This window comes from Paraburkholderia saeva (genome assembly GCF_907164555.1).
In the GTDB taxonomy this organism is placed as follows: Bacteria; Pseudomonadota; Gammaproteobacteria; order Burkholderiales; family Burkholderiaceae; genus Paraburkholderia; species Paraburkholderia saeva.
In genome coordinates, this window is record NZ_CAJQZC010000002.1 from 347979 (window position 1) to 374623 (window position 26645).

At 61.4% G+C, this 26645-nt stretch carries 28 protein-coding genes; 9 read left to right on the forward strand and 19 right to left on the reverse strand.

All coding sequences use genetic code 11. From position 1 onward, the window contains the following. Position 1 precedes the first annotated feature (1 nt). The 3 genes from LPA36_RS05760 to LPA36_RS05770 form a co-directional block, all read right to left on the reverse strand. The gene (locus LPA36_RS05760; protein WP_228875177.1) at positions 2-1195 is read right to left on the reverse strand and encodes a phosphoglycerate kinase; all 1194 of its coding nucleotides are present in this window, start codon (positions 1193-1195) and stop codon (positions 2-4) included. Positions 1196-1415: 220 nt separating this feature from the next. Further along, positions 1416-1742, reverse strand: a complete 327-nt coding sequence (locus LPA36_RS05765) for an AzlD domain-containing protein (protein ID WP_228875178.1) — start codon at positions 1740-1742, stop codon at positions 1416-1418. Then, positions 1739-2485, reverse strand: coding sequence for an AzlC family ABC transporter permease (locus tag LPA36_RS05770; RefSeq protein ID WP_228875179.1), 747 nt, complete (start codon positions 2483-2485; stop codon positions 1739-1741). The genes LPA36_RS05765 and LPA36_RS05770 overlap by 4 nt, the downstream gene beginning before the upstream one ends. Positions 2486-2795: 310 nt before the next feature. On the opposite strand from LPA36_RS05770, the gene LPA36_RS05775 reads away from it, so the two are divergent. The 6 genes from LPA36_RS05775 to LPA36_RS05800 all read left to right on the forward strand — a co-directional run bounded on the left by LPA36_RS05775 (position 2796) and on the right by LPA36_RS05800 (position 7558). Then, entirely contained in the window at positions 2796-3716 is a 921-nt protein-coding gene (locus tag LPA36_RS05775) for a branched-chain amino acid transaminase (RefSeq protein ID WP_228875180.1), read from the forward strand. Between the two features lie 51 nt (positions 3717-3767). Then, positions 3768-3962, forward strand: coding sequence for a zinc-finger domain-containing protein (locus tag LPA36_RS05780; RefSeq protein ID WP_090528136.1), 195 nt, complete (start codon positions 3768-3770; stop codon positions 3960-3962). Positions 3963-4172: 210 nt separating this feature from the next. After that, complete coding sequence (waaF, locus tag LPA36_RS05785) at positions 4173-5198, forward strand: lipopolysaccharide heptosyltransferase II (RefSeq protein ID WP_228875181.1); 1026 nt, start codon at positions 4173-4175, stop codon at positions 5196-5198. A gap of 180 nt (positions 5199-5378) precedes the next feature. Continuing rightward, complete coding sequence (locus tag LPA36_RS05790; RefSeq protein ID WP_228875182.1) at positions 5379-5825, forward strand: nuclear transport factor 2 family protein; 447 nt, start codon at positions 5379-5381, stop codon at positions 5823-5825. 55 nt (positions 5826-5880) lie between these two features. Next, entirely contained in the window at positions 5881-6936 is a 1056-nt protein-coding gene (locus LPA36_RS05795) for a hydrolase (RefSeq protein ID WP_228875183.1), read from the forward strand. Beyond that, on the forward strand, positions 6929-7558 hold the full coding sequence (locus tag LPA36_RS05800; RefSeq protein ID WP_228875184.1) for a DUF2946 family protein: 630 nt from the start codon (positions 6929-6931) through the stop codon (positions 7556-7558). The genes LPA36_RS05795 and LPA36_RS05800 overlap by 8 nt, the downstream gene beginning before the upstream one ends. A 5-nt stretch (positions 7559-7563) precedes the next feature. Here LPA36_RS05800 and LPA36_RS05805 read toward each other — a convergent pair whose 3' ends face one another. Beyond that, positions 7564-9300 carry a M48 family metalloprotease gene (locus tag LPA36_RS05805; RefSeq protein ID WP_228875185.1) on the reverse strand — a complete coding sequence of 579 codons (1737 nt, stop codon included), beginning with the start codon at positions 9298-9300 and terminating at the stop codon, positions 7564-7566. Between the two features lie 265 nt (positions 9301-9565). Between LPA36_RS05805 and moaC the strand changes: the two genes are divergently transcribed. Both moaC and LPA36_RS05815 read left to right on the forward strand, forming a co-directional pair. Then, positions 9566-10045, forward strand: a complete 480-nt coding sequence (moaC, locus tag LPA36_RS05810) for a cyclic pyranopterin monophosphate synthase MoaC (RefSeq protein ID WP_228875186.1) — start codon at positions 9566-9568, stop codon at positions 10043-10045. Between the two features lie 139 nt (positions 10046-10184). Further along, positions 10185-11168, forward strand: coding sequence for a tyrosine-type recombinase/integrase (locus tag LPA36_RS05815; protein WP_228875187.1), 984 nt, complete (start codon positions 10185-10187; stop codon positions 11166-11168). Positions 11169-11853: 685 nt separating this feature from the next. Here LPA36_RS05815 and LPA36_RS05820 read toward each other — a convergent pair. From LPA36_RS05820 to LPA36_RS05850, 7 genes are all read right to left on the reverse strand, one after another. After that, complete coding sequence (locus LPA36_RS05820; protein ID WP_228875188.1) at positions 11854-12150, reverse strand: hypothetical protein; 297 nt, start codon at positions 12148-12150, stop codon at positions 11854-11856. 4 nt (positions 12151-12154) lie between these two features. Then, positions 12155-12517: a hypothetical protein gene (locus LPA36_RS05825; RefSeq protein ID WP_228875189.1), complete on the reverse strand. Its 363-nt coding sequence runs from the start codon at positions 12515-12517 to the stop codon at positions 12155-12157. Between the two features lie 302 nt (positions 12518-12819). Continuing rightward, positions 12820-13275 (reverse strand): hypothetical protein, encoded by a 456-nt coding sequence (locus LPA36_RS05830; RefSeq protein ID WP_228875190.1) that lies wholly within the window; start codon positions 13273-13275, stop codon positions 12820-12822. Between the two features lie 304 nt (positions 13276-13579). Next, positions 13580-14707 (reverse strand): FRG domain-containing protein, encoded by a 1128-nt coding sequence (locus LPA36_RS05835; protein ID WP_228875191.1) that lies wholly within the window; start codon positions 14705-14707, stop codon positions 13580-13582. A gap of 167 nt (positions 14708-14874) precedes the next feature. Then, the gene (locus LPA36_RS05840; RefSeq protein WP_228875192.1) at positions 14875-15465 is read right to left on the reverse strand and encodes a hypothetical protein; all 591 of its coding nucleotides are present in this window, start codon (positions 15463-15465) and stop codon (positions 14875-14877) included. A 292-nt stretch (positions 15466-15757) separates the two neighbouring features. After that, positions 15758-16498, reverse strand: a complete 741-nt coding sequence (locus tag LPA36_RS05845; protein ID WP_228875193.1) for a hypothetical protein — start codon at positions 16496-16498, stop codon at positions 15758-15760. Between the two features lie 243 nt (positions 16499-16741). After that, positions 16742-17635, reverse strand: a complete 894-nt coding sequence (locus LPA36_RS05850) for an RES domain-containing protein (protein ID WP_228875194.1) — start codon at positions 17633-17635, stop codon at positions 16742-16744. A gap of 294 nt (positions 17636-17929) precedes the next feature. On the opposite strand from LPA36_RS05850, the gene LPA36_RS29570 reads away from it, so the two are divergent. Further along, a complete protein-coding gene (locus tag LPA36_RS29570) occupies positions 17930-18238 on the forward strand; it encodes a hypothetical protein (protein ID WP_407674240.1) in 309 nt (102 codons plus the stop codon). A 71-nt stretch (positions 18239-18309) separates the two neighbouring features. Here LPA36_RS29570 and LPA36_RS05860 read toward each other — a convergent pair whose 3' ends face one another. From LPA36_RS05860 to LPA36_RS05895, 8 genes are all read right to left on the reverse strand, one after another. Then, positions 18310-18696 (reverse strand): DUF6632 domain-containing protein, encoded by a 387-nt coding sequence (locus LPA36_RS05860; RefSeq protein ID WP_228875195.1) that lies wholly within the window; start codon positions 18694-18696, stop codon positions 18310-18312. An 84-nt stretch (positions 18697-18780) separates the two neighbouring features. Then, positions 18781-19842: a class I SAM-dependent methyltransferase gene (locus LPA36_RS05865; RefSeq protein ID WP_228875196.1), complete on the reverse strand. Its 1062-nt coding sequence runs from the start codon at positions 19840-19842 to the stop codon at positions 18781-18783. 187 nt (positions 19843-20029) lie between these two features. Next, positions 20030-21826: a PglL family O-oligosaccharyltransferase gene (locus LPA36_RS05870; protein ID WP_228875197.1), complete on the reverse strand. Its 1797-nt coding sequence runs from the start codon at positions 21824-21826 to the stop codon at positions 20030-20032. A 140-nt stretch (positions 21827-21966) separates the two neighbouring features. After that, entirely contained in the window at positions 21967-22626 is a 660-nt protein-coding gene (locus LPA36_RS05875) for a pilin (protein ID WP_324250889.1), read from the reverse strand. A gap of 111 nt (positions 22627-22737) precedes the next feature. Beyond that, a complete protein-coding gene (locus LPA36_RS05880) occupies positions 22738-23463 on the reverse strand; it encodes a TerC family protein (protein ID WP_228875198.1) in 726 nt (241 codons plus the stop codon). A 174-nt stretch (positions 23464-23637) separates the two neighbouring features. Beyond that, complete coding sequence (gene sucD / locus LPA36_RS05885; protein ID WP_228875199.1) at positions 23638-24519, reverse strand: succinate--CoA ligase subunit alpha; 882 nt, start codon at positions 24517-24519, stop codon at positions 23638-23640. 106 nt (positions 24520-24625) lie between these two features. Then, positions 24626-25795, reverse strand: coding sequence for an ADP-forming succinate--CoA ligase subunit beta (gene sucC / locus LPA36_RS05890; RefSeq protein ID WP_228875200.1), 1170 nt, complete (start codon positions 25793-25795; stop codon positions 24626-24628). A 58-nt stretch (positions 25796-25853) separates the two neighbouring features. Beyond that, positions 25854-26591 (reverse strand): DUF2889 domain-containing protein, encoded by a 738-nt coding sequence (locus LPA36_RS05895; protein WP_228875201.1) that lies wholly within the window; start codon positions 26589-26591, stop codon positions 25854-25856. Between the last annotated feature and the right edge of the window lie 54 nt (positions 26592-26645).

Sequence of the window (26645 nt, forward strand, 5' to 3'; positions counted from 1 at the left end):
GTTAAGCCCGCGATTCCAGGATTTCGACGGCGGGCAGTTTCTTGCCTTCGAGGAATTCGAGGAAGGCGCCGCCGCCCGTCGAGATATAGCTGACCTTGTCGTGGATGCCGTATTTGGCGATCGCCGCGAGCGTGTCGCCGCCGCCCGCAATCGAGAACGCCGGCGACTTCGCGATCGCGTCAGCCAGCGTCTTCGTGCCGTTGCCGAACTGGTCGAATTCGAACACGCCAACCGGGCCGTTCCAGACGATCGTGCCGGCCTTTTCCAGCTGCGCGGCCAGCGCCTTCGCGGTATCCGGGCCGATGTCGAGAATCAGGTCGTCGTCCTCTACGTCGGCCACGGCCTTCACTTCGGCCTTCGCCGTCGGCGAGAATTCCTTTGCTGTGACGACGTCCGTCGGGATCGGCACCGAAGCGCCACGCGCCTTCGCGGCATCAATGATCGCCTTCGCTTCCTTGACGAGATCAGCTTCGGCGAGCGACTTGCCGATCTTCAGGCCCGCCGCCAGCATGAACGTGTTCGCGATGCCACCGCCGACGATCAGCTGGTCGACCTTGCCGGCGAGCGAATCGAGAATGGTGAGCTTGGTCGATACCTTCGAGCCGGCGACGATCGCCACCAGCGGACGCTTCGGCGCGCCGAGCGCCTTGCCGAGCGCGTCGAGTTCGGCCGCGAGCAGCGGGCCCGCGCATGCGACCGGTGCGTATTTCGCGATGCCGTACGTGGTGGCTTCGGCGCGATGCGCGGTGCCGAACGCGTCATTGACGTAGATGTCGCAGAGCTTCGCCATCTTCTGCGCGAGCTCGTCGGAATTCTTCTTTTCGCCCTTGTTCACGCGGCAGTTCTCGAGCAGCACGACCTGGCCCGGCGCGACGTTCACGCCGTTTTCCACCCAGTTCGCGACGAGCGGCACGTCGCGGCCGAGCAGTTCGCCGAGGCGCTTCGCGACCGGCGCGAGCGAGTCTTCCGGCTTCAGTTCGCCTTCCGTCGGGCGGCCGAGGTGCGAGGTGACCATGACGGCCGCACCTGCATCGAGCGCATCCCGGATGGCCGGCACCGACGCGCGGATACGAGTGTCTTCGGTAATGTTGCCGTGATCGTCCTGCGGCACGTTCAGATCGGCGCGGATGAAAACGCGTTGGCCGGCAAGCTTGCCTTCGGCGATCAGATCGGTGAGACGCTTCACTTGGGTCATGGTGTCTGGATGCAGTTTGATTGGAAGGCGGTGATGGACAGCACTACCTGCCCGACATGAAGAGGACAGGGCCGGCGGCATCGGCCGCAGCTTCGCGCAGTGATCCGGAAGACACGTATTTTAACCGATACCCATGACGTTCCTGGACGTGCGGCAGCGAATGTCCAGCATTTGGGCGGATACCGCACAATGCTGCAATGCAATATTTCCCTGCATCGGCCTAGTGGACAGCAAGCCGCAGGACGGTGAACACGGCCATGCCGACGACGATCGTGCCGATCATGCTGCGGCGCCATAGATACCAGCCGAGCCCCGCCACCGTAGCGTAGAACTCGTGATTGGAGAGACCAAAGGACAGCCCGTTGCCGGTTTCCAGGACGTCGGGCAGCACGACGGCGGCGAGCGCGGCGGCCGGCGCGTAGCGCAGCATGCGCTGCACGCGCTCCGGCAACACCGTGCGTTCGCCGCCGATCAGGAACATTGCGCGTGTGAATGCGGTGACGAACGTCATGCCGAGGATGGCAAGCCAGATCTGCGTGGTGGTCATCGGGAATCTCCCGCGCGCTGGCGGATGCGGCGCAGGTCGGCGCGCTCGACAATCGAATCGGTGATGCTGCCCGCGACAATCGCCGTGATCACCGCGAGCGGCAGCGCGAGCCGGTACGGCAGATCGAACGCCAGCAGCGAAACGACACCCGCGATGCCGACCGCGACCGCCGTGGAACGCGTAACGATCGCCGAGACCATAAGCGGCAGCAGCACGAGCGTGCCGGCCAGTTCGAGCCCCCAGTTGTCGGGGAAAAGGCTCGCGAGCAGGATGCCGATCACCGACGAAACCTGCCACGACGTCCAGCTGGCAACCGCCATGCCCCAGAAATACGCTTCCTTGCCGGGCTGGAAGCCAGTTGGAAAGCTCTTCTTCTGAAACAGCAGATAGATGATGTCGCCGTTGAAATAGCCGAGCAGCAGGCGCCGCCACAGCGGCAGATACGAGAAATGCGGCGCGAGACCCGCGCTGAAGATCACAAACCGCGTGTTGACCATCGCGGCGGTGAGCAGGATCGTCCAGATCGGCAGCTTCGCGGCGAAGAGTGGCAGCACGGCCAGTTGCGACGAACCCGCATACACCGCGATCGACATGCCGAGCGCCTGCGGCAGCGTGAGCACAGACTTGCTCATCGCGATGCCCGTCACGAGCCCCCAGGAGAATATCGCCATGAGCGTGGGCGAATAGTCGCGCAGGCCCTGGCGAAAGGCTTGGCGATCAACTTCAGAGAGGCGAGCGGACATTGGACGAGGCGGCCCGGCGCGCGATGCGCGGCCATGGCAGAAAAGACACAGCCTGTCGGAAAACCTCCGCAGGCGCATCCGGAACTGATTTATGTGTGCGCAGAATTATAGCGTCCGTAAGGTGGCTGAATGCCCGTTCCGTGTGCAAAAGACGCTAAAATAACGGACTTCGCCGCTTGACGGATCTGTGTTTTGGCTTTCTGCGCCACGCATTCCGGCTTACGCCTGCCGTAAGCCTGCGTCGCGCGTTCCGGCCGGATCGTCGCTGTGGCACCCCGAATACCTCATTACGCACCGCCTGGAGAATCGTATGTCAATGGCCGACCGCGACGGCAAGATCTGGATGGATGGCAAGCTCATCGACTGGCGCGACGCCAAAATCCACGTCCTCACGCACACGCTGCACTACGGCATGGGCGTCTTCGAAGGCGTGCGCGCCTACAAGACGGACAGCGGCACCGCGATCTTCCGTCTGCAGGAACACACGAAGCGTCTGCTGAACTCCGCGAAGATCTTCCAGATGGACGTCCCGTTCGACCACGAAACGCTCGCGGCGGCGCAGCGCGAGGTCGTCCGCGAGAACAAGCTGGAATCGTGCTATCTGCGCCCGATCATCTGGGTCGGCTCGGAAAAGCTCGGCGTGTCGGCAAAGGGCAACACGATCCACGTCGCGATCGCCGCGTGGCCGTGGGGCGCCTACCTGGGTGAAGACGGCCTGAAAAAGGGCATCCGCGTGAAGACGTCGTCGTTCACGCGCCATCATGTGAACGTGTCGATGGTGCGCGCGAAGGCGTCGGGCTGGTACGTGAACTCGATCCTCGCGAACCAGGAAGCCACCGCCGACGGCTACGACGAAGCGCTGCTGCTCGACGTGGACGGCTACGTGTCGGAAGGCTCGGGCGAAAACTTCTTCCTCGTGAACAACGGCAAGCTGTACACGCCGGACCTGTCGTCGTGCCTCGACGGCATCACGCGTGACACCGTCATCACGCTGGCGAAAGACGCCGGCATCGAAGTGATCGAAAAGCGCATTACCCGCGACGAGGTCTACACCTGCGACGAAGCGTTCTTCACCGGCACGGCCGCGGAAGTCACGCCGATCCGCGAACTCGATAACCGCACAATCGGTTCGGGCGCACGCGGTCCGATCACGGAAAAGCTGCAATCGGGCTTCTTCGACATCGTGAACGGCAAGAGCACGAAGTACGCGAACTGGCTCACGAAGGTTTAAGCCTTCACCCCGCACGCCGCGTTTTCATCCGAATACAAAGAGAAAGTCCCCATGAGCGAAATCAAGGAAATGCCGCTGGTCGAACTGTCGGCAAAAGATCTGCCGGCGTATTGCCCGAATCCGTCGATGCCGCGCTGGAGCACGCATCCGCGCGTTTTCATCGACGTGACGCACGGCGAAGCGCGCTGCCCGTATTGCGGCACGCGCTACAAGCTGCGTGCCGGCGAAGTGGTCAAAGGCCACTGAGCGCGTCCGCGTTGCGGCAGCCGGCCGCGCGAAGCCGGAACCCGTTCCGGCTCGCCAGGCTGCCATTTCGCGGCCGGTCTTTACCGGCCGGGCCCCATCCGGCCGGACCTTACGTGGCCCGGCCTTACGCGGCCCGGCCTTTTCCCAACAACCTGAACGCCGCGCGCCTGTGCGCGCGATGCTTCGTTTCGACACCGGAAACCCACCCTGATGCGTCGCGCGTTGGTAATCGCACCGAACTGGATCGGTGACGCATTGATGGCGCAGCCGCTGTTTTCGCGGCTCGTGAAACTGCATCCGCGCATCGCGATCGATGCGGTCGCACCCAGTTGGGTCGCGCCCGTGCTCGAACGCATGCCCGAGATTCGCGACGTCTACGCCACCGATCTCGCGCACGGCAAGCTGCAGATGCTGCGCCGCTGGCAACTCGCAAGCGATCTGCGCGACGTCGGCTATGACGCCGCCTACGTGCTGCCGAATTCGCTGAAATCCGCGCTGATTCCGTGGATGGCGGGCATCGGGCTGCGCATCGGCTATACGGGCGAGAGCCGCTATGGTCTGCTGAACGTCCGGCACGCGAATCCGCGCAAGGACGAACGTCCGCCGATGGTCGGCCAGTACGCGGCGCTCGCGTACACGCCGGGTGCAAAAGTGCCGGACGACCTGCCGATGCCGCGCCTCGACGCCGACCTGAACGAGGCGTCGCGCGTCTCGGCGCGCTTCAATCTGGATACGCGCGTGCCGCTCGTGGTGTTCTGCCCGGGCGCCGAATACGGCCCGGCCAAGCGCTGGCCGCCCGAGCATTTCGCCGCGCTCGCGAAGATGATCGGCCAGTCGTTTCCTTACACGCAGATCGTCGCGCTCGGTTCGCCGAAAGACGCGCCGCTCGCGCAGGCGATTGCCGAACGCGCGCCGAACGTGCGCAACCTGTGCGGCCAGACCGCGCTCGGCGAGGCGTGTGCGCTGATCTCGCGGGCAAGCGCCGTCGTCACAAACGATTCCGGACTGATGCACGTCGCGGCCGCGCTACGCCGGCCGCTGGTGGCCGTCTACGGGTCGACCGATCCGCGCCACACCCCGCCCCTGTCAGAGCTTGCGAAGGTACAATGGCTGCATCTCGAATGCAGTCCCTGCTTCCAGCGCGAGTGCCCGCTTGGCCATCTGAACTGCCTGCGGCAGCTGAGCGCGGAACAGGTCTTCGATGACCTGCGCGGCATGCTGGTCGCGCAACGCTAGCACCGTCTGATCGCCGTACGCATGCTTTATCGCGTCATGCCCGCGCCTCACGGCGCGGGCATCCTCGCGGAAGTCCCCTACGTTCACGCACGCCGGGGCATTGCCGCTGACTGTCGAGACGTCCGGGAGATGCACCCGGGCACGCAACCGCGCGCGCCGCGCACAAGAGACTGACGAGCCATGCCACGTTTTGCCCACATCTTCGAAGCCGCCGCCGACACGCTCAACGCCTGGTATCAGGCCATTGCCGAGGTCAATATCGACAGCTTGATGGGCCTGTGGATCGATGAGGAATTCGTCAGCTGCATCTGGGCGGACGGCTCGCACCTGCACGGCCTCGAAAGCATACGCGCCGGTCTTTCGGTGCAGCTCGAAATGAACCGGGTGTCGATCGAGCCGCTCGATATCCGCGTCTACGACAGTCTTGGCACCGTGGTCTACGCGATTGCGGAGGCGCATCGTCCGGCCGACCCGGCCGCCGCGCCCGCGATGGTTTTCACAACATACGTGATGGTTCACGAGCGCGGCGAATGGCGCATTGCGCACATTCACTCGAGCCCGATGCCGGATGCTGCCGCGAGCCAGTTCGCTGCCAGGATGCGGCACGGGCAGGGGTCGCTGCACTGACGTTGCCCGTTTTTCCTGCTGTTTTGCCTGTCTGCTTTTCGATCTGGTTGCTGGCATGAGTACGACGCACAACAAGAACGGTCCGGGTACGTCGCCTGTTGGGGACGTCGCGGAACTGCTTGCCGATCTGCGCTATCGCGCGCCGCTGTGGCTGCCGAACAGTCACGTCCAGACCATCATTCCCGCGCTTTTTGCACGCGTGCCGGCCGTCTCCTACCTTCGCGAGCGCTGGGACACGCCCGATGGCGACTTCATCGAACTCGACTGGCTGAAGCGGGAGCCGTCATCTGCCGCGCCCACCGCCGAAGACGAAGCGCCGCTTTTCGTGCTGTTTCATGGCCTCGAAGGCAGTTCCGCGTCGCACTACGCGCGTGCGCTGATGGCCGGCGCGCGCGATCGCGGCTGGCACGGCGTCGTACCGCATTTCCGTAGCTGCAGTGGCACGCTGAACCTGTTGCCGCGCTTCTATCACCTCGCCGACAGCGACGAGGTCGACTGGGTGCTGCGGCGTCTGCGCAGCCAGCATCGCGGGCCGATCGTCGCGGCGGGCGTATCGCTTGGCGGCAACGTGCTGCTGCGCTGGCTGGGCGAGCGCGGACAGGACGCGTCGTTTGTCGCCGCGGCGGCGGCGATTTCCGCGCCGCTCGACGTGCACGCCGGTGGACACGCGCTGTCGCAGGGTTTCGGCAAGGTGTACACGCGCAGCTTTCTGAAGACGCTGAAGCTGAAAGCGGACCAGAAGCTCACGCAGTTCCCGGGCCTCTTCGACCGTCACGCGATGCTCGCAAGCCGCACGATGTACGAGTTCGACAACGTCGTAACCGCGCCGCTGCACGGCTTTCGCGATACCGACGACTACTGGACACGCGCGACAACGCGTCCCTTGCTGCCAGACATCACGGTGCCCACGCTCGTGCTGAACGCGCGCAACGACCCGTTCCTGCCGGGCACGGTGCTGCCTTCGCGACACGAGGTGTCGGTATCGGTGGAACTGGATCAGCCGGATCACGGCGGCCACGTCGGCTTCATGACGGGGCCCTTCCCGGGCCGCATCGACTGGCTTGCCCAGCGCATTTTCGGCTATCTCTCACCCTTCGCCCATCATGGATGACATCGTCAGGCAGGCCCTTGCCAAATGGCCAAACGTACCGCACTGCACCGGCTGGCTGCTGCTTGACCGGCGCGGTAACTGGCGCATGCGCGACGAGGCCGCGCAGGCGCAGGGCGCGCCCGGCGAACCGATCCGTCACGAGGCGTTGCTGGGTTTCATTCACCGCAACTACGAAGCCGACGCGCGTGGGCAGTGGTTCTTCCAGAACGGCCCGCAGCGCGTGTATGTGGAGCTGGTCTATACGCCGTGGATCGTGCGGCTCGCGGTCGACGCAAACGGCGCGCTGACGCTCACCGATCAGGCCGGCGGCACGTTCACGCCCAACGCCGCCTGGCTCGACGACGAAGGCGGCATCCTGCTCACGCAAGCGCCGGCCGGCGAGCGAGAACAGCCGCGCGTGGCCGCATTGCACGACCACGACCTCGATCTGTTCTCGGAACACGCGGAAATCGCCGCCGATGGCCAAAGCGGCGCGTTCCACTGGCGCTCCGACGTGACGTTGCCGTTGCAGGCCATTGCACGCGCGGACGTCGGCGCACGCTTTGGCTTTGTCGCCAGCCCCGCGGGGCAAGCGACCGCGGCGCAAGCGGCCCCGGCGCCCGACGACCACGGCCCCGCCTGAGCGGTCTACCCGCGAATCTTGTCGTCTTCGCGCTCTTCCTTGTAGCGCGTCTCGAAGTCATGCAGGCGCGCATCGATCGTCGACAGGTCGTAGTAGCCGGCGGTCTTGATGTCGCGCGCTTCTTTCAGTTGACGGATCGCCGACGGCCACGCCCCTTCCAGCGCGAACTTCTCCGCGAGCGCGCGATGCTGCATGAGTGCATCGCCAGTACCGACGCTCGCCTGCGCGAGATAGCGCCACCATAACGGCTGCTGCGGATCGCTTCGCGTCTCCTTGAACGCGAGCGCCTGTGCATCGGCAAAGCGTCGGGCGCTGAGGAGCGTTTGCAGCCGCATGTCGATCGCGGCGTGCGAATCCGGCCAGCGACGCTGCGCCACTTCGGCAAGGCGTATGGCGTCGTCGTTGCGTCCGGCGCGGCGGGCGATATCGACATCCAGCACATCGAGGCTCGGCGAACTGCGGGCGGCCACGCCTTCGCTGCGCCCGGCCGCGCCGAAGACGCGACGCGCCGTCGCGAGCGACGCGGCCGCATCGTCGTTTCGATCGAGCAGCATTTGCGCGAGCGCGATGCCATACCAGTTCGCGGCGACGTTCAGCGCGGTTTTGTCTTCGACCTCGGCGCGCATCCGCGAAATCTCGTCGGCATAGTCGCTGCGCGAACGGTTTTGCAGCACGCGGGCACGGGCGCGCACAAACCCGTACTCCGACGCCTGGCGCGGCTGACGATACGGCGAACGTCGCGCGCGATCTTCCATGTCGGCGATGCGCTCGACGGTCAGTGGGTGCGTGCGCGCATAGGCCGGAACGCCGGCATCGCCCATCGACGCGCGGTCGAGCCTGCCGAAGAACGTCGACATCGCGTACGGGTCGTAGCCCGCTCCCGCCAGCATCTGGAAACCGACGCGGTCCGCTTCGTGCTCGGCCGCGCGCGAAAACTTCAGCTGGGTGTCGAGCGCGTATGCCTGGCCGCCCATCGCGATCGCGCTGCCGAGATCGCCACTATGGGCGGCGACACCCGCGAGAATGCCCAGCAGGATTGCAGCGAGCGCGGCGTAGCCGCTACGCTCGCTGGAACTGATCATGCGCGCGATGTGCCGTTGGAGCACGTGGCCCATTTCGTGGCCGATCACGGATGCGAGTTCGGATTCTGTCTGCGTCGTGACAATCAGGCCGGTGTTCACGCCGATAAACCCGCCCGGGAGCGAAAACGCGTTGATCTGCGCGTCGCGCATCGCGAACAGGTCGAAATCGGGCTGGTAACCGCCGATGTAGAGCGCCGTCGCCGCCGTCGAGAGTTTGGCCGAAACTGAATTCAGGTAGTCGCGAATGAGCCAGTCGTCGAGGTAGTCGGGATCGGCACGCACTTCGCGCATGACGCGCTCGCCGAGCTTGCGCTCGGCCTGTGGCGTGAGCGAGCCGCCGGAGCCATCGCCGAGATCCGGCAACTGCTGTGTGAGAAGCGGTGCGCGCAGCGTGACGTTGGCCCCCGGCGTGCCGGCAAAGCGGCTCTCCGCGCCGCCGTACGTGCCGAACACGCCGGGCGCGATGTTGTCGGGAATGAGCGGCGACGCGTACGAACGGATCGGCCCGATCTCGAGCGAAGGCGCCTGCGCCGAGGCGAGATGCGTGACCTTCGGTGTAGAAGCGGGGGCGGCAGCCGGTGTGGCGGATTGCGCAAACGCCCCCGGCGGCGCCGCGAGCGCGATGGAAAGACAGACTGCAAGAAGCCGTTTCAGACGCATTGCGCGATGGGCAAAAACAGGGCAAAAAGCAAGGTCAGGAACCAGTCGGGCGCTTCGGCGCTGGGGCGTCGGGCGCGCTTCAATTGTACCCAGTCGCAGGCGCTGTCGAGAACCCGGTGTGTGCCGATGTTTACACCTGCCGGCAGCCCCATTTTCGTACCGAAGCCTCCGGCAGTTACAGGCGCGGCGTGCATGTGCGCCGCGCGAGGCGGACAATCGTCGGCGAATGGGCGCTGTTATGATGGCGCCCTTCAGGGAGCCCACCATGACGGAACTTACTCATTTCGATGCCGCAGGCCAGGCGCATATGGTCGACGTCGGCGGCAAGCAGGAGACGAAACGCATCGCCATCGCGAGCGGCACGATCCGCATGCTGCCGGCAACGTTCGCGCTGATCCGCGACGGCAACGCGAAAAAAGGCGATGTGATCGGCATCGCGCGCATCGCGGCGATCCAGGGTGCGAAGCGTACCGCCGACCTGATTCCACTTTGCCATCCGCTCGCGCTGACGCGCGTCGCCGTCGACTTCATGCTCGACGAAGCGCTACCCGGCGTGCACTGCACCGTGCAGGTGGAAACGCTCGGACGCACGGGCGTGGAGATGGAAGCGCTGACCGCCGTGCAGATCGGCCTGCTGACCGTGTACGACATGTGCAAGGCGGTGGATCGGGGGATGACGATTACTGATGTGAAAGTGCTGGAAAAGCACGGGGGGAAGTCGGGGGATTGGGTGGCGACGGGTTAAGTCATTGTTTCTTAAGTCTTAGCTTGACGCTCGACCTATCATCGCCATCTCCCGGCCACCTGACGAAATCACTACAAATCTGACTTCTGGCATACGAAAGTTCGATCCTGTCCAAATTCTGTCCAAGTCGGAGACAGGAATGGCATCGATTCGAAAGAGAGGTAGCAAGTGGCAAGCACGTGTGTGCCGTGCGGGATACCCCCCTGAAACAAAGTCGTTCAACATCCGCGCTGATGCAGAACGATGGGCGCGATCCGTCGAAACCGAGATGGATCGCGGCAGCTTCATCAGTCGTAGCGAAGCGGAAGCGAACACGCTCGAAGACATCATCAACCGTTACATCGACGATGTATGTCCGACGCAACGCAGCGGCGCAGACGCGATCATTCGGCTTCGCGCTACCTGCCGCAACACGTTCGCGAAACTCAGCATGTCGGCACTAACTCCGAAGGCCGTCGCGGCATATAGGGATGAACGATTGATAAAAGTGAAACCAGCGACCGTCATTCGAGAACTGGCCTTTCTATCGGCCATCATCAATCACGCCCGCCGAGAGTGGGACATCAACATCACCAATCCCATCACGCTGATCCGCAAGCCACCCTCTCCACAAGGCAGGGATCGAATTTTGTCAGCCGACGAGGAGGCCAGACTTCTTGCAGCGCTCGCTCCTACCGGCAGAAGGAATGTGTGGCTGCTTCCAGCAGCGGTCTTAAGCTTGGAGACCGGCATGCGACGAGGTGAATTGGTCGAACTTCGATGGTCAAACATCAATCTCGAAGCGCAGACTGCGTATTTGCCCATTACCAAGAACGGCATGGCACGGACGGTTCCGCTGTCTACGAAAGCGGTCGGCACCTTGGCTGCGCTTCCACGATCCATTGATGGTCGTGTCATTCCCGTCAAGGGTAATACGTTGCACGCTGCGTTCAGGAAGGCGTGCAAACGCGCGGAGATTGGCGACTTCCATTGGCATGACCTACGGCATACGGCTATCACTCGATTAGCCCAGAAGCTGCCGAACGTCATCGAACTGGCTGCTGTTTCGGGCCACCGCAGCTTGACGATGTTGAAGCGGTACTATCATCCGTCAGCAACTGAGTTGGCGCGAAAGCTAGGTTGATTTGCTTTAGAAGCGACGCTCTCGCGGCGTCGTCCATTCCACCGGTTTCCGTGAGACCCACGTGTTTTGGTCAGGTTGATCGCGCAACGGCAAACAAGTGAGCCTTGTTCATCGCATGGCCCAGCAAGACCACACCGTCGAACGACGTACAGGAGTGATGCGCGAACACCGAATCGTGAACCGACCACACCGCCGCCCAGAACTCGGGCGTCAACTGACCGACGCTGACGAGTGGCGTTGGCTGAGTCGCGAAGCGCCGCTACAATCGAGACGAACGCTGATGACCGGCTGCGATGTCGGCCCGCGCGTCCTCTAGCTATGGAGCTTCGATGTCTCGCCATCCATTCGATACCTTTTATATCCCGCTGGCCATTGGGATAGCCATGCTGTTGGCTGGACTCGGTCTACCCGCTATAGGCGTAGCCATCTCGCATACGATTGCATGGCTGCTGAACGTATCCGCATTGCTGCTGATCGCTGGAACCTGTTGGGTTGCGTACAGAGTTCGGAACAACGGTACAGGTGAACGGGGTGGTCGCGGGGGCAATGCATCGGCGACCGGTGACGGGAACATCTCCATTGGCGGGAAAGGCGGTGACTCAACCGGCGGAATCGGCGGAACTGGCGGACACGCGACCGTTCGTGGCAACAATTCTGTAGCTAGGGGCGGCGACGGCGGGGCGGGTTAGATTTTCGCGATGGGGTCTTTTGGGTCGTCCGCCGGTTTAGCGAAGTGCTCGATCAGAACGCGTGCGAGTTCAACCGCGACTGTTGGCGACAATGTGACGGCATGAGTAAAGACCGGTAGGCGCTCATTATCGCTCACGAAAGGGCCTCGATTTCCGAATGCGATGCGGACTTGCCCTTCTGCTTCCCCGGAAAAAGTGAAAGTCGATGCCGCAAACTCAGGCATCCCGGGACGAAACATTGCTTCCCACTGCGCTAAAGTCAATCCACCCACAACCTGTGATTTGTCCGTCATGTCGTCACTCGATTCGAATGCACAGAGGCAGCATCTTGAGAAGGGAACCGGTGGAACCGGCGGAGACGCCGAAGTCCATGGCGATCATAGCAGCGCGGTTGGAGGTCGTGGGGGCGAAGCTGTTATAGGAGACGGCGGACGAGGCGGAAATGCCCGAGTGACCGGAAACCGGAGTACCGGCATAGGAGGACGAGGCGGGCGCGGTGGCATAGGCCCCGGTCAACCCGGTGGCGACATTGTCGTTGACCGTGACGACTTGTTCAGCGCGGGCGGACAAGGAGGCGAGGCAAACCAAGCCGATGGTCGCGGCGGTCGGGGAGGAAGAGCGTTCCGTGCACATCTTTTTGATGGTCAGGATCGCGGGCACCTCAAACCGCCGTATGGGCGTCCTCACATTGAGCCGGGCCGAGGTGGTGATGCACCTGATAGTCCCCAATACATGGCAAGAAAGCTAGTCGTCATGGCGTTGAAAGAGCGATATTTCATTGAGAGCGGTATCGAACCGCGCGACACAGACACGGTGTGGTACGACCGTAAAGTTGTACCGCTGGACTGGCTGAATGAAACCCTTCGACTTCGGGGCCACCGCTGGACAATTTCCGTAGTAGAAGGTGAATATGAATTTGCAGACATCCATCGGCGGACCACCGCCAGACAACGCTTTCTGCGTTACCTAATCTCCCTGACATCAATCCTAAAACGACGATCATCTCGGATCGCCTCAAAGAATTGAACGTCACATCCCCTTCGCCCAACCCAGTCTTTGATCCTTGCTCGGTCGATTTCCGGCATGCGAAACCCAAACGTGACGCTGCGTAGCAGTTCCGCCGGATATTCATGCAGTCCGGGGCCGTTTGTATGATCGATGATCCTGTATTCTGCTTCATAGGACCAGCCACTGAATTTAGTCAGGAATATTAGGTCTGCTTGTTCCGCGTGCGGAGTTCGGAAAAAATCGACTACAGGATATTCATCGGCATAGTGCACCTGTTGGGCCTCACCAAAGAATGGAGCCATCGCCGCCAATGGTCCGGTGCTTACCAGTGCCGACATACGCAAGGAAACAGTGTAGTCATCGTCAGTGGTAACAAAAGAGACCGCTTCAGCGTCTCGGCGTACTGTCAATCCACACTACCGCCCTTCCAGTCCCTACCGGCTCTACAGTGTCCATGAACGACTGCCTACGCGGCACCCGTTCGGACAGTGCGGGGAACCACGACCGCCGCAGTGTCACCGCCGACACTATGGCCAGCGCACCCAGTCGCGACAGCGTGAATGATTCACCATTGCAGCGCCGCCACTACTGTAAGCAACAGCAACAGTCGCGAACGACGACAGCGCCAGTGCCGACGGAGCGATGATTTTTCGCCGCAGCCGTTGACACCACTGCTGTTGAAAGACAAACAGCGAGAAAGCCGGATGGATTGATTCAAGGAAAACGCAACGAGCGAATTTCCTCGCACGTGCCATCAATGCCCGGAAACAGTGAACCCGCCGTGATCCCCATCAGGCGCAAGTCTGCCAGTGCAGCGGGCGCTTCACTGATCGGAATGTCGAACGCTTCCAGAAACCCTTTATTTGAACCCTTCTCGCACTGTGCAATGTAGCTTTCCACATCATCCACGCTAGTCACGCTGGACAATGCTTGCTGTGGAATTGCGCGTGGATTGTTGATCGTCTGAAATTCAAGGAACGATAGGTTGTTGCGCGGCGTCGCCAACATAGGAATAGATTCCATCGTGTTCGTCCACGCCTCATAATCGATTCTGAAGATTCGAACGTATCCCGGCGTTGATGCGGTTGCCCTCTGATGACCACGAAAAGCAAAGAACGCGGCCACAAAAGGTGAAAACGACCAGTCCAACAAGGGCGTGGGATAACCGTGGTGTTGCAACAGATGTAGAAAACTGCCTCTACCGTCATTTACCGCGATGTCCATCGGATGCGACAACAATCCGCTCAATCGCCGGTGCATGTGAAGCACGTCCTCTTGCGTGTATCGGTACAGATCGGCACGACCTTCGCGATGGAACAACGAGCGAAGCGGCCACCGAGAATTAGCTTGTCCCCTGAAGATGTACTTCCAGTACGAAGTGTTGAATAGGCGCGTCTTTAACTCTTCCCAACTGAATGCTCGCGCCACCACTTTGCTTTCGGCCTTGCCGCCGAATCGATGGACCACAGCGTGCCCCGCGTTGCCGAGATCGGTCGTATATGAGAGACGCATTCGGTTCCCATTCCAATCCCCTTCAATGTAGACGCGTCGTGCAACAGAAAGGGGCTTACCGGCCAACTTCGATGCTAACTGACTGCCATCAATGAACGGGAAACCCGCATCGATCTGAGATGTGTATCCCAGCAACGGGCCTTCGGTCTGAAACGGGTTCGCGCCAACGGGAATTCGAATGGGTATGGCCGCGCAGATTGAAGGCGGATCAATAGGCCATTCGAAGATCATACCAACGTAGGCATCGCCAACAAGGTCGAGATTGATAACTAAATTGCTATCTCTACCCTGTGCCGTCGCGTGTTTGATGCCAAGCCATTGACCGTTCATGTAATTCCTCAATCAACTTTGCATATATGGCGAGACCCCACCTATAGCAGCGTTAAGGTATCGGGTGCGAACCGCATCGTCTCGGCCAGTGGTAAATGCGAGGGGTCACCGTCACTGTCGCTTCTGGCTTAAGCGTTTGGTTTAGTTTGCTCGATGGCCGCGACGCATCAGATCGGCGTAACCGGCTTGGTTCTGTCCTCCGCCTGTGACACTAGGTAGTCGGTCACCAGCCACATGCCATTGTCAGTGGGAGCTTCTGGGAAATCCGCTGGCGGCAGTTGCGACAGGTCCAAGACCAATCGGGCGGACGCTGAAATGGTCGGCGTTGAATCAGCAAGTCGGCGGAGGTTAAAGTGATTGCTTCGGTCGCCGTGCTCATCCCACACAACCCAGAAACCGAAAGGGAAGAACTTGAAGACGTGTCCGTATATCGCCGCCCCGTTCCCGCCACAGAACCCCATCGCCGAGTGCTTCATGACGACCCGGCGTCGATGCGGATAGAACCAGTAGTAGACGCAAACCTGATCTGACAAAGTCGCCGAAGGATCAAGCACGTACGCTCTCAGCGCGTCATCCAGTGGGATAGCACGGTCCTTTTCTGTAACATCCGGGACCGCGTTCGCCGCCAAGAGATGTCCAATTACCGAGCGAAGGAAGCGGTTTGGCTGATAGTCGAACAGTTGCGTTCGAGGCAAGGTCAGCCGACTAGCCGATGCCCTTTGAAAATACGCTTCAATGGCGCAAACGGTGTCGCTCAACGCCCAATCATACTCAGTTCCAAGCAGCGTGTTGTTGCATCTTCCACATATCGTTCGGAAATGTGATCCGCCTTGCGACAGAAGAGGCCGACCCGGCTTTTCCGAGTTGTTCCCGTAGACATGGCTGATTATCGAGTCATTGATATTTCCGCAGCCCTTGGGCGGGACGTGATCCTTTGTTAGCGGACCATGTGTCCGGCAGATCGCGCAATACCCGACGTTCGGCCCCCGGTTAGTCAACCTTTCGATTATATTTTTTGAATAGTTCGCCATGCCGGATTTCCATTGGAGTTCAAGTTTCCAGACCTACTATCATCGCGCCACTTAACGTCGCTTCCGGCAACGTGGCGGCCCGGAGTCGTCGCTCGTCGCCGTCGATCCAGATGCGACACGCAATATCTTTACTATCCGCATCGTGCGGACGAACCCGAATGTGAAGGTTTGTCCCTGCACCCGGCACCCTACACACATTGCCACCAAAACAAGCGGCAACCGGACCAGTTAGGCCGATGTCTTGGTCATCGGGGTTTGGCGGTTCACGCGAGAACCAGTAGGCGATGTAGACCGTCTTGTACGACTTCGGCGGAAGGTCGAATTTCTCCACGAATCGCGGACCGGTTGATCCGTCGTACAGTGGTGCGTTCATCACGTGCGCAGTGCAGTCCTTCCAGTGCACGCCCGAACGGTTCTGAACGACAGCCGCCACGCTGTAGCCACGAATCTGATCGTTGAAGGTGAAGTCCGGCGACCGCATGTCGTCTGTGATCGACAATGCAAGCGGCTGCATGTATCGCTGGGTTTTGAAGATGCCGACTATCGCGTAGAAGCCCAAGCCAATGACAAAACCGCCGACCGCCCCGATGACGTTGTTTGTAAATTCGTTGTTGGTCGCGCTGACGCCAAACTTGGCAAGCACGAAGCCACCAAAGGACCCACCGAACAGCGTAAGCCAGCCGAACGTCTGCGCGAACGCATCGTGGATCGTGTACCAAAGCCATCGCCGCACGAACGACCGCGTTCGCTTCCGTATCATCCGGCCCTCCCCGAGATCAATGAATCACACAGTCAGTGCGTCCGGTTCACCTTTCGCTTCGATCAACTGTCCGACAGTTCGACCCGGTTGCTGAATATCGAGACGCAGAGATGACGTGCGGACCGTTGCTATCGAGCGCAAGTTGATGGACGATGCCCACAATTAAATCTATGACAACAATGCCGATATGCATGCGTCGATGGACGAAGCCCACCGGCATTCAGGCCAGCGTCAGGCGTCGGTTCATGCATCGACGCGTGGCCTCCACAGCGGACGGAGTACGTTGCTTAAACTCGGTACCACGATGTTATTGTCCCAACGCATCGACCCAGATACAGTGATTCCGACAACGTGCCTTACATCATGGAACCGGAAGTATCCGTATTTCAGATGTACCGCTCTGCCGCAGCGAACGGCACTTACTCCCCACCGATCCCAAAATCCCTCGACGCGTACTGCAAAATTCAGCGCCCCGGTCTGTCGGCGGCTCGGATAGGCAATGACCGACACGTCTGGCAACTTCCCGAAAATGTTCATCGCGACCAAAGAGGACACGCTGTAGTCGTCGTCCGGGTTCATCAGACAGTCGTAGAGAAATGCATCTGCAATCAGTAAGGACCTCGCTTCCTCAACACCGCAAGCGTTTAATAGGTCTGATATAGCCCGAGACCCACCACCAGACAACGCGCCGCGTCCTGTACGTTGAATTTGTCTCATTTCTCCGATTGGCGCAATTTGCACCGTCTTGTTGGGTTGGATTTCGAATTCCGCGAGTACCACCTGATCGTCCGAAATCCCAACTTCGCTAAAGGCAGTCTCAGCATTGTCCGCGAGATACAAAACCGGAAAACCTGCGGCGTTAGCCCTCCCTGCTTTGGCGGGTATGTCCTTACGCCATATAACGCCATCGACTTCGGAAGGAAGCGATTCACCTGCATGCAGCCGTCTTGCCCGACGATAACTGTGCCCCGGACCCCACGTTAAGCTCAGGATTGGGTGAGCATCAACGAGCCGTCTAATCAACGCTTGTTTTTCAACAAATGGCTTCTCTTGGAAGGTCGAAATCTCGCAAAGCAACTCTTCGAGTGGTAACGGAGGGAAAGTCTGCGTGAGTGTCGATACCAAAGATTTCTCCATTTCCACCGCGCCAAATCGGCAAACGATGCGTACTCATTTAATAAAATGCAAGACCGACTTGGGTTCGAATCCTATGCCATCGGCAACAACTTACATCCACGTGGCTCGCACGGCATTGCATCTGTAGCCTTACCTTTCTGTCATTTTCGCATTATCGAACCCGACTTGGTCACAACCCGGTGACCTTCTTCGTGATCGAGAGACCGGCCCAATCGCATTGTCGTCGCGAGCGTAGCCGATGCCTCAGTGAACCGAGCAGACCGGCAACAAATCCGGCGTTCAGGTTGATATTGCATGGGTGCAGCACGTCGCCATGCTTCGTTGCATGTTCAAGATTGGAGCGAATCGCGTAAACTTACATCCGGCGAATGGTCAGGAATTGTTGTCCAAGTCTTGTCCAAACGCCGTCCAAGTTCACAAACCGATTTGGACAGGATCGAACGCTTCGCAAACGGTAAGTCTTTGATTTGTAAGACCGTCAACACAAGGCTACGCACGGAAACCAGAATGTGCAAGGCGGTCGACCGCGGCATGACGATCAACGATGTGAAGGTGCTGGAGAAGCACGGCGGGAAGTCGGGGGACTGGGTGGCCAATCCCTGACCGCTTCGATCGTTCGCAGACCTTGACGGACGCGCCGTGCATGTCGCGCGGGCCGTTCCTTTCGATGACGATCACATCGCTCGCGCCTTGTCGCCGCGCGGCGTGAGCACGCCCAGCACGATTGCGCCGATGAAAAGCGCAGGCACGTCGCCGACCAGATGACCGAGATGCGCGGGGTTCTCCAGCGCCTGAACGGTCATGATCGCGCCGTGCACGACGCTCGACCAGACGGCAAACCAGATCAGGCTCAGATAACGCAGCGGATTGCGCGCCGCGAGGAGCAGGAAGACGCCGAGCGTCGCGTAAACGCCGACGATCATCGCCGGATAATCCGAATGGCCCGTGTGCCACGTCCAGCCCGACGGCCAGACCACCATCAGCGGATATAAACCGAGTGACATCGCACCCGCTATAACGAGTGCGATCCGTAACCAGGTCATGCGTTGCGAGTTAGTCATAGGCGTCGGGAGGCTGGCGCGGATCGTGGTCCACGCGCCACCATGTTCGTTATCGTCATACGCGCTTAACAGCGCATTGTCGTTTCACGGCCGCGCTTCGAGCACGAGATTGAACGGCGTCTCGGTTGCGCGACGGAACTGGGTGAAACCGCCCTTCGTCACCACGTCACGCAGCCGCGCTTCGCCCGCCTGCGCGCCGAGGCCCATCTGCCCTTCCTGCGCAAACGATGCGGGCGTGCAGATCATCGTCGATGCCGAATAGTAAATGCGCCCGACGGGATTCATGTTGTCGACGGCTTTATCGTTCGCGAACGGCTCGACGATCATCCACGTGCCGCCCGGCTTCAGCGACTGCCGCACATGCGCGGCCGCGCCCACTGGGTCGCCCATGTCGTGCAGGCAGTCGAAGAACGCGACGAGGTCGTAGTCGTTGCCGGGGTATTCCTTCGCGGGCGCCACTTCGAACGTGACGCGATCGCGCACGCCCAGTTCTCCCGCCAGTTGACGCGCACGTTGAATCGACGGCTCGTGATAGTCGAAGCCGACAAACGTCGTGTCCGGATACGCCTGCGCCATCAGCACGGTCGACGTGCCGTGCCCGCAGCCGACGTCCGCGACTTTCGCGCCGCCCGCCTTCAGCTTCGCTTCGACGCCGTCGAGCGCCGGTATCCATGCGCTGACGAGGTGGGCCGCGTACCCCGGACGGAAGAACCGCTCGGTGCCACGAAAGAGCGAATGATCGTGCTGATGCCAGCCGAGGCCGAGTCCGGTGCGGAATGTGCCTTCGAGTTTATGGATGTCGCGGAACATCGATTCGGCCACCTGAAAGAAGCCCGGCACGAACGTCGGACTCGTCTCATCGGCAAAGCACATTGCCTGCTCGGCTTCGAGTTCGAAGGCGTCTGTGTCGGCGTCATAGCGAAGAAAACCGGCGGCCGCCTGCGCAAGCAGCCATTCGCGCACATAGCGCTCGGAGACTTCCGCGGCCTGGGCGACCTGCGAGGCGGTCATCGGGCCTTGCCCTTCCATTGCCTTGTAGAGACCCAGCCGGTCACCCAGCAGGATCAGTGGCGCCGAAGCGACCGCGCCGAATTCGCCCACCATTCGTCCCATGAAATTCTGCAGCTTGTCCTGATCGATCGGCATGATCGTTCTCCCGTTTGAGTTAAAAACGAAACGGGCATGGCGCGGGGAAATTGAACGGCTACGCTACGATTCGCTTTCGAGGCGCTCGCTCGGTACCGGAAAGTATAGGTTTGCAGCAGGAAACTGAAAGGCGATTCACACGCGCGCACGCGTTGCGCGTGCGCGCCTCGTCAATGTATTAACGACATCACTCGTCGTCGGCGTCGTCGTCCTGATTGATGTCTTTCGGCGGCGTGCCGTACTTCTTCACGAGTTCGGCCTTGAAGCCGGCGAGCGTCTTCTGGTCGTCGCAAAGGTCATACAGATAGCCGAGTTGCGATGGCCAGTCCTTCAATAGCTGCGCGAAGATTTTCAGACGCTCGACCGTGTCGAACGCAGCATCCGTGTCGCCGTTGAGCGCCTGCAGCACGGCATAGCGCCGCAACACCGTCTCACCCGGCAACAACGCGATCGCCTGCCTGTGCATGGCGAGCTTGTGCGGCAACTCCTGCGCGTTCATCGGCAGCAAGGTTGCCATGCCGTATTCGCCCCACGCCTGGAACAGGAACGAGGGATCCGCCTGATACTCCTCGGCCGGACGCTTGCCGTAGTACAGCACTTCGGCGCGCGCGTAGTCGCGATACACCGGGTAAAGCGAGGCGAGTCCGACGAACACCACGAGCGCGTAGATGCCGAATGACGCGCCCTGCGGCACGAGAGGCAGCGGCTTCGTCTCAAGCAGGCCGAACACGAACATCGCAGGCAGCAGGAAAAACATGTACTGCTGCGGATACTCGACGAGCGCGTGCATCACCAGCACACCGATCATCGCGAGTCCGAAAATGCGCGCTGCCGTATGCGGCGCGCGCACGACACGGATCAGCCAGCTCACCAGTCCGAAGATGACGATCGCGATGCCGAGTAGCCCCGTCTTCGCGAGCAGATCGATAAAGATATCGTGCGAATTGTTCGCGATTTCAACGCCGCCCAATGTCTTCGCCAGATCGAACTGATAGCGCGGAAACTCGCCCCACCCCACGCCCATCAACGGATGCATCCTGAACATCGTCCAGCCGTACTTCCACAGCGCAAGACGCGGCGCGATCTGGCCGGCGTCTTTCATCCGCTCTGCCGCGGACTGTGCAAGATCGAGGTGATAACGCACGTTCGCCCAGCGGATCGCTGCGTTGACGACGACGAAGAGCGTCGCCAGCGCCAGCGGAACCAGCCACGCGCGGTCGCTGCGCTTGCCCGTCTTGCGATCGAGCGGCTCGCTGCGCCGGCCGGCAAACGCCATCCAGAACCCGGCCACGACAATCACGCCCATCTGCAGCCATGGCCCGCGCGAGACCGTCAGCGCGAGACCGGTGCTGAAAATCGTCGAGACGACGACCCACAGCACGAGGTTCAGACGCCGCGTCTGCACGAGATACAGCGCACCAGCCATCGCGAACGCAATGTAGGTCGCGAGGTGATTGGCCTGCGCCATGTTGCCGAACGGCCGCCGATCGATCGTGATGTTGTAGGCCACCACGAGCGGCGTGACTCTCGCCTCCAGATGGAACAGTTGCATGACCTGACAGAACACCGCAAAGAGACCGCCGACGATCAGCGCCCCCGCCATCCAGCGCAACGCAGTCTCGCTCAGGTTCGCGGTTGTGAAACCGTAGCCCGCGTGGGTCGCCATGAACGCGGCCAGCAGGAACCCGGCGCCGAGCCAGTTCATCGACGGCTGCGCAACAGACAGCACGAACGACTGCAGAACCAGCAGGAGACCGAATGCAAGCGGCACGAGCGCGACCACCGGAGACGCGAACGCAACACGCGGCCGCGCGTTGCCGACGAGCAGCACGACGGCGGCGCCGGTCAGCAGGTACAGCGAGAGCGCGGTGAACTCGGCATAGAACGTCGGAATCGGGTACGTGTGATTGACCACCGCATACGGCAGGATCAATGCGAGAGCCAGCAGGACGAGAGACAGATAGCGCGCGAATGGGGTGGGCATGAGTAACCGGGGGCGTCAGCAACCGGCGCACTATACAAAAAAATCAATGACCTGTGCGCCGGCTGGCCTAAATAACACGAGATTACAGGGATACGCCCATGCGCCCGCCATACGTCACGAGTCCGTCTCTACATCGGTCCTCAGGTGCGGCACTCAGGCGGCGCGAGGTTCGCAGGCAACGTCGCGGCGTCTGCCGGTGCCGGACCCGAGCCCGGCGCAGGCAACGACGAGCTGTTCTTGCCGCCCGCAAAACATTCCCATGTGAGCGTGCCCGGCTGGGACGTCCCCTTGACGAGGCCGACGCGCGCCGTGGGCGCTTCGGGGTTATCCGGCACCGACGGCACGAGCACGATCGTGTTCGTGCCCGCCGGCGCGACACGGGTTGTGAAGGCGACCGTGATCTGGCCGGTGTCGTCGTCGACATGGATCGATTCGACGTTGCGCGTAGCCGGTGGCGACGCGTATCCGCCACCGAGCGCGCTGCCACTCGCAGCGTTCTCCGCAACCGAAAGGCGCGCCGACGAAGCCAGCGACAAACCTTCGCCTACCCGACCGCGCGCCAGATAGTCCTGATACGCCGGGATGGCATACGCGGCAATCACGCCGACGATTGCCAGCACGATCATCAGTTCGATGAGCGTAAAGCCAGCGCGGCCCCGGCGTGCGTACTGGCCGCACACGTGCGCCAGTTCGGCTGGCCAGCGGCTGAAGCATTGCGCGGCCTGCGTGCGAATGCGGCGGGCCATCGATTGAGATGGCGATAAAGCAGGCGATACGGAACAAGGTACAGAAACAATCATCAGCAGGCTCCCGAAACGAAAAACGCCTGCTTCATGTATTGAGGCAGGCGCTTCGATCGTAGCGAGCGGCGGGCGTTTCAGGCAGTCGGCCGGATGGCCAGTGCTGCGGGTTCAATGTGCGCCGGGGGGCGCCTGCGCGGCCTCGCGGCGCTCGTTGCGGCGCTTGAGCGCATAGCCAACGATCACGACGAAGAGCGCGCCTGCGATGCTCATGCCGTACTCGGCGGCCGGCATGTCGAGCACGGGCCAGCGGTCGCCGGCAGGGTCGTTGATGATAAGGCCGCCCGCGATCCAGCCGAGCAGCGCCGCGCCCAGCGTGATCACTACGGGCAAGCGATCGAGCAGCTTCAGCACCAGCTGGCTGCCCCACACGATCAGCGGAATGCTCACGATCAGCCCGAAGATCACGAGCGCAATCCGGTGCTGTGGATCGGCCGCTTCGGCGGCGCCGGCAATCGCGATGACGTTGTCGAGGCTCATCACGGCGTCGGCGACGATGATGGTCTTGATCGCGGCAATCAGCTTGTCGGCAGGCTTGATGTTCTCGTGCACGTCATGTGCCGGCGCCATGAGACGCACGCCGATCCACAGCAGCAACAGGCCACCTGCGAACTTCAACAGCGGCACATCCAGCAGCGCGACCGCGAACGCAATCAGCGCGACGCGCAGCACGATCGCGCCCGCCGTGCCCCACAGCACGCCGCGCGTGCGCTGATCGGGCGGCAGATTGCGGCAGGCCAGCGCGATCACGACTGCGTTGTCGCCACCCAGCAGGATGTCGATCACGATGATCTGGAGGACAGCGCCCCAGTGGAGCGTAGCGAAAAACTCGAGCATGACAGGCAGCGTAGAAGGATGCGAAACGAAAAACCAGCGGAAACGCAAAGCACGAAGACAAATAAAAAAGCGAGGGAAGCAGACGCTCCCTCGCCTTGATACTTCGCTCTCACGAAAGGGATTCGTAAGAGTATCAAAATTTCGGGACGGCCGGGGCCGTCGTCGACATTTCGATTACAGCATCGCCTTCAGAAGACGCGCCATTTCCGACGGGTTCTTCGTGACCTTGATACCGCATGCGTCCATGATTTCCAGCTTCGCTTCGGCCGTATCCGCACCGCCCGAGATCAGCGCGCCGGCGTGGCCCATGCGCTTGCCCGGAGGCGCCGTCACGCCAGCGATGAAGCCAACCACCGGCTTCTTCATGTTGTCCTTGATCCACTCAGCGGCGTTCGCTTCGTCCGGACCACCGATCTCGCCGATCATGATGACGGCGTCCGTATCCGGATCGTCGTTGAACATCTTCATCACGTCGATGTGCTTCAGACCGTTGATCGGGTCGCCACCGATACCGACTGCCGACGACTGGCCAAGGCCGATCGCCGTCAATTGACCGACTGCTTCATACGTCAGCGTGCCCGAACGCGACACGACGCCGATGCGGCCCTTGCGGTGGATGTGACCCGGCATGATGCCGATCTTCAGCTCGTCCGGCGTGATCGTGCCCGGGCAGTTCGGTCCGAGCAGCAGCGTCTTGCTGTTCTTTGCGCGCATGCGTGCCTTGAGCTCGATCATGTCACGGACAGGAATGCCTTCCGTGATACAGATTGCGAGATCCAGGTCGGCCTCAACGGCTTCCCAGATTGCAGCAGCAGCGCCTGCTGGCGGAACGTAGATGACCGACACGGTCGCGCCCGTTTCAGCCTTGGCTTCAGCGACGCTTGCGTAGATCGGAATGCCTTCGAAGTCTTCGCCGGCTTTCTTCGGGTTCACACCCGCGACGTACGCTTCGCGGCCGTTTGCGTATTCACGGCAGGCGCGCGTGTGGAACTGACCGGTCTTGCCGGTAATGCCCTGCGTGATGACCTTGGTGTCTTTGTTGATCAGAATCGACATGTATTGACCTCTGTTCGTCTGGCGTCGCACGCGCGTGGGCAGGATATTCTTCGCCCGCGTCGCATGCGCGCCGCCATTCGTAATCCGTGATGAGCGCCGGGGCGGCTTACGCCTTGCCCGCAGCGGCCGCGACGACCTTCTGCGCAGCTTCTTCCATGCTGTCCGCCGCGATGATCGGCAGGCCGGATTCAGCGAGCATCTTCTTGCCGAGGTCTTCGTTCGTGCCCTTCATGCGGACCACGAGCGGCACCTTCAGCGAGACGGCCTTCGAAGCCGCGATCACGCCTTCAGCGATCACATCGCAGCGCATGATGCCGCCGAAGATGTTCACGAGAATCGCCGTCAGGTTCGGGTTCTTCAGCATGATCTTGAACGCTTCCGTGACCTTCTCGGTCGTGGCGCCACCGCCTACGTCGAGGAAGTTCGCCGGTTCGCCGCCGAACAGCTTGATGGTGTCCATCGTTGCCATTGCGAGGCCAGCGCCGTTCACGAGACAGCCGATGTTGCCGTCAAGCGAGATGTACGCGAGGTCGAACTTCGATGCTTCGACTTCGGCCGGATCTTCTTCGTCCAGATCGCGATACGCGACGATTTCCGGATGACGGAACAGCGCGTTCGAATCGAAGTTGAACTTCGCGTCGAGCGCGATGACCTTGCCGTCGCCGGTCAGGATCAGCGGGTTGATTTCGGCCAGCGACGCGTCCGTTTCCCAGAATGCCTTGTAGAGGCCCTGCAGGATCGCGCGCGCTTGCGGCAGCGAAGCGGCGGGCACGCCGATCTTCGTTGCGAGCTCGTCGGCTTCGGCGTCTTTCAGACCGGTCGACGGGTCGACCGCGATCTTGTGAATCAGCTCAGGCGTCTTTTCCGCGACTTCTTCGACGTCCATGCCGCCTTCGCTCGATGCCATCACGACGATCTTCTGCGTAACGCGATCGATCACGAGGCCGACATACAGTTCCTTCTTGATGTCAGCGCCTTCTTCGATCAGCAGGCGATTCACCTTCTGGCCTTCCGGACCGGTCTGGTGCGTGACGAGCTGCATGCCGAGGATCTGGTTCGAGTATTCGCGAACCTGTTCCAGCGACTTGGCGACCTTCACGCCGCCGCCCTTGCCACGGCCACCCGCATGGATCTGAGCCTTCACGACCCAAACCGGGCCGCCGAGCTCTTCCGCGGCCTTGACCGCATCATCCACCGAGAAGACCGGCTTGCCGCGCGGTACCGCGACGCCGAATTTCCGCAGGATTTCCTTACCCTGGTACTCGTGAATCTTCATGCGTGATTCCCTTCAGTCTGAGAGTTGGATTGAACTTCGCTTCCGCTTTTATTGCTGTTCAACGACGCGCCGCTCGCGCGGCTTGTCCGTCGGATGCACCTTCCGCGCGCTCCTCTGCTCGCGGCGCGCGGCCGTACCAGCGCGGATAAAACTGTTGCACCGCTTCACCGTCGAATCGCAGCGCGTGGCAGCGACCGAGCTGGAAAGGCGGTTTGTCGGTTGATTCCCTTGCCGGCCTGTCGGACCGTTCAGTTGTGGGTCCGTTTTCAGCCCCGTTTGCCAATCCGCTGGTCGCCGCATGTTCACTGGCCTCGCCAGCCGTCGCCGGTCCTGCTGTCTCGCCAGGTGCATCGCCGCTGTTCGTGTTCCAGACGTCGCCCGCGAACGCCTGGATGGCGGCCGTGGGCATGATTGCGCACAACTCGGTGAGATGCGTGCAGCCAGCGGTGCCACCGAGCAAACGGCTGGCATCGCGACGGAAGTTGTTGAACAGGTTGAGCCCGATGAGGGCCCGATAGGCGGGACTGGCGGTCTGGCAGATGCCCGGATAGGGCACCCAGTCGGACGACGCTTCAGCGTCGACGACATTGAGCTTGCGATCGATCGTAATGCGGAGCCAGAGTTCATGGATCGGCAGACCGTTGGGCCGGACGCCCGACGCAAGCACCACATCGCGAGGCTTTTCGTCGGTGAGGCATGCCTCGATGTCCCACAGCCCGTCCTCGCGCTCATAGGCTTCCGCTCGTATTGCGCGACGATGGCGCAACTGACGGGAGACTGGCGGGGAAAGCGGCATGCGAGAGGTAAGGCCGGATTGGGAAACCACTGAATTTTAGCATACTGGGTATTT

Coding starts and splice junctions, on each gene's coding strand:
- LPA36_RS05760 (WP_228875177.1), bottom strand. CDS start 1,195: ATGACCCAAGTGAAGCGTCTCACCGATCTGATCGCCGAAGGCAAGCTT.
- LPA36_RS05765 (WP_228875178.1), bottom strand. CDS start 1,742: ATGACCACCACGCAGATCTGGCTTGCCATCCTCGGCATGACGTTCGTC.
- LPA36_RS05770 (WP_228875179.1), bottom strand. CDS start 2,485: ATGTCCGCTCGCCTCTCTGAAGTTGATCGCCAAGCCTTTCGCCAGGGC.
- LPA36_RS05775 (WP_228875180.1), top strand. CDS start 2,796: ATGTCAATGGCCGACCGCGACGGCAAGATCTGGATGGATGGCAAGCTC.
- LPA36_RS05780 (WP_090528136.1), top strand. CDS start 3,768: ATGAGCGAAATCAAGGAAATGCCGCTGGTCGAACTGTCGGCAAAAGAT.
- waaF (WP_228875181.1), top strand. CDS start 4,173: ATGCGTCGCGCGTTGGTAATCGCACCGAACTGGATCGGTGACGCATTG.
- LPA36_RS05790 (WP_228875182.1), top strand. CDS start 5,379: ATGCCACGTTTTGCCCACATCTTCGAAGCCGCCGCCGACACGCTCAAC.
- LPA36_RS05795 (WP_228875183.1), top strand. CDS start 5,881: ATGAGTACGACGCACAACAAGAACGGTCCGGGTACGTCGCCTGTTGGG.
- LPA36_RS05800 (WP_228875184.1), top strand. CDS start 6,929: ATGGATGACATCGTCAGGCAGGCCCTTGCCAAATGGCCAAACGTACCG.
- LPA36_RS05805 (WP_228875185.1), bottom strand. CDS start 9,300: ATGCGTCTGAAACGGCTTCTTGCAGTCTGTCTTTCCATCGCGCTCGCG.
- moaC (WP_228875186.1), top strand. CDS start 9,566: ATGACGGAACTTACTCATTTCGATGCCGCAGGCCAGGCGCATATGGTC.
- LPA36_RS05815 (WP_228875187.1), top strand. CDS start 10,185: ATGGCATCGATTCGAAAGAGAGGTAGCAAGTGGCAAGCACGTGTGTGC.
- LPA36_RS05820 (WP_228875188.1), bottom strand. CDS start 12,150: ATGACGGACAAATCACAGGTTGTGGGTGGATTGACTTTAGCGCAGTGG.
- LPA36_RS05835 (WP_228875191.1), bottom strand. CDS start 14,707: ATGAACGGTCAATGGCTTGGCATCAAACACGCGACGGCACAGGGTAGA.
- LPA36_RS05845 (WP_228875193.1), bottom strand. CDS start 16,498: ATGATACGGAAGCGAACGCGGTCGTTCGTGCGGCGATGGCTTTGGTAC.
- LPA36_RS05850 (WP_228875194.1), bottom strand. CDS start 17,635: ATGGAGAAATCTTTGGTATCGACACTCACGCAGACTTTCCCTCCGTTA.
- LPA36_RS29570 (WP_407674240.1), top strand. CDS start 17,930: ATGGGTGCAGCACGTCGCCATGCTTCGTTGCATGTTCAAGATTGGAGC.
- LPA36_RS05860 (WP_228875195.1), bottom strand. CDS start 18,696: ATGACTAACTCGCAACGCATGACCTGGTTACGGATCGCACTCGTTATA.
- LPA36_RS05865 (WP_228875196.1), bottom strand. CDS start 19,842: ATGCCGATCGATCAGGACAAGCTGCAGAATTTCATGGGACGAATGGTG.
- LPA36_RS05870 (WP_228875197.1), bottom strand. CDS start 21,826: ATGCCCACCCCATTCGCGCGCTATCTGTCTCTCGTCCTGCTGGCTCTC.
- LPA36_RS05875 (WP_324250889.1), bottom strand. CDS start 22,626: ATGATTGTTTCTGTACCTTGTTCCGTATCGCCTGCTTTATCGCCATCT.
- LPA36_RS05880 (WP_228875198.1), bottom strand. CDS start 23,463: ATGCTCGAGTTTTTCGCTACGCTCCACTGGGGCGCTGTCCTCCAGATC.
- sucD (WP_228875199.1), bottom strand. CDS start 24,519: ATGTCGATTCTGATCAACAAAGACACCAAGGTCATCACGCAGGGCATT.
- sucC (WP_228875200.1), bottom strand. CDS start 25,795: ATGAAGATTCACGAGTACCAGGGTAAGGAAATCCTGCGGAAATTCGGC.
- LPA36_RS05895 (WP_228875201.1), bottom strand. CDS start 26,591: ATGCCGCTTTCCCCGCCAGTCTCCCGTCAGTTGCGCCATCGTCGCGCA.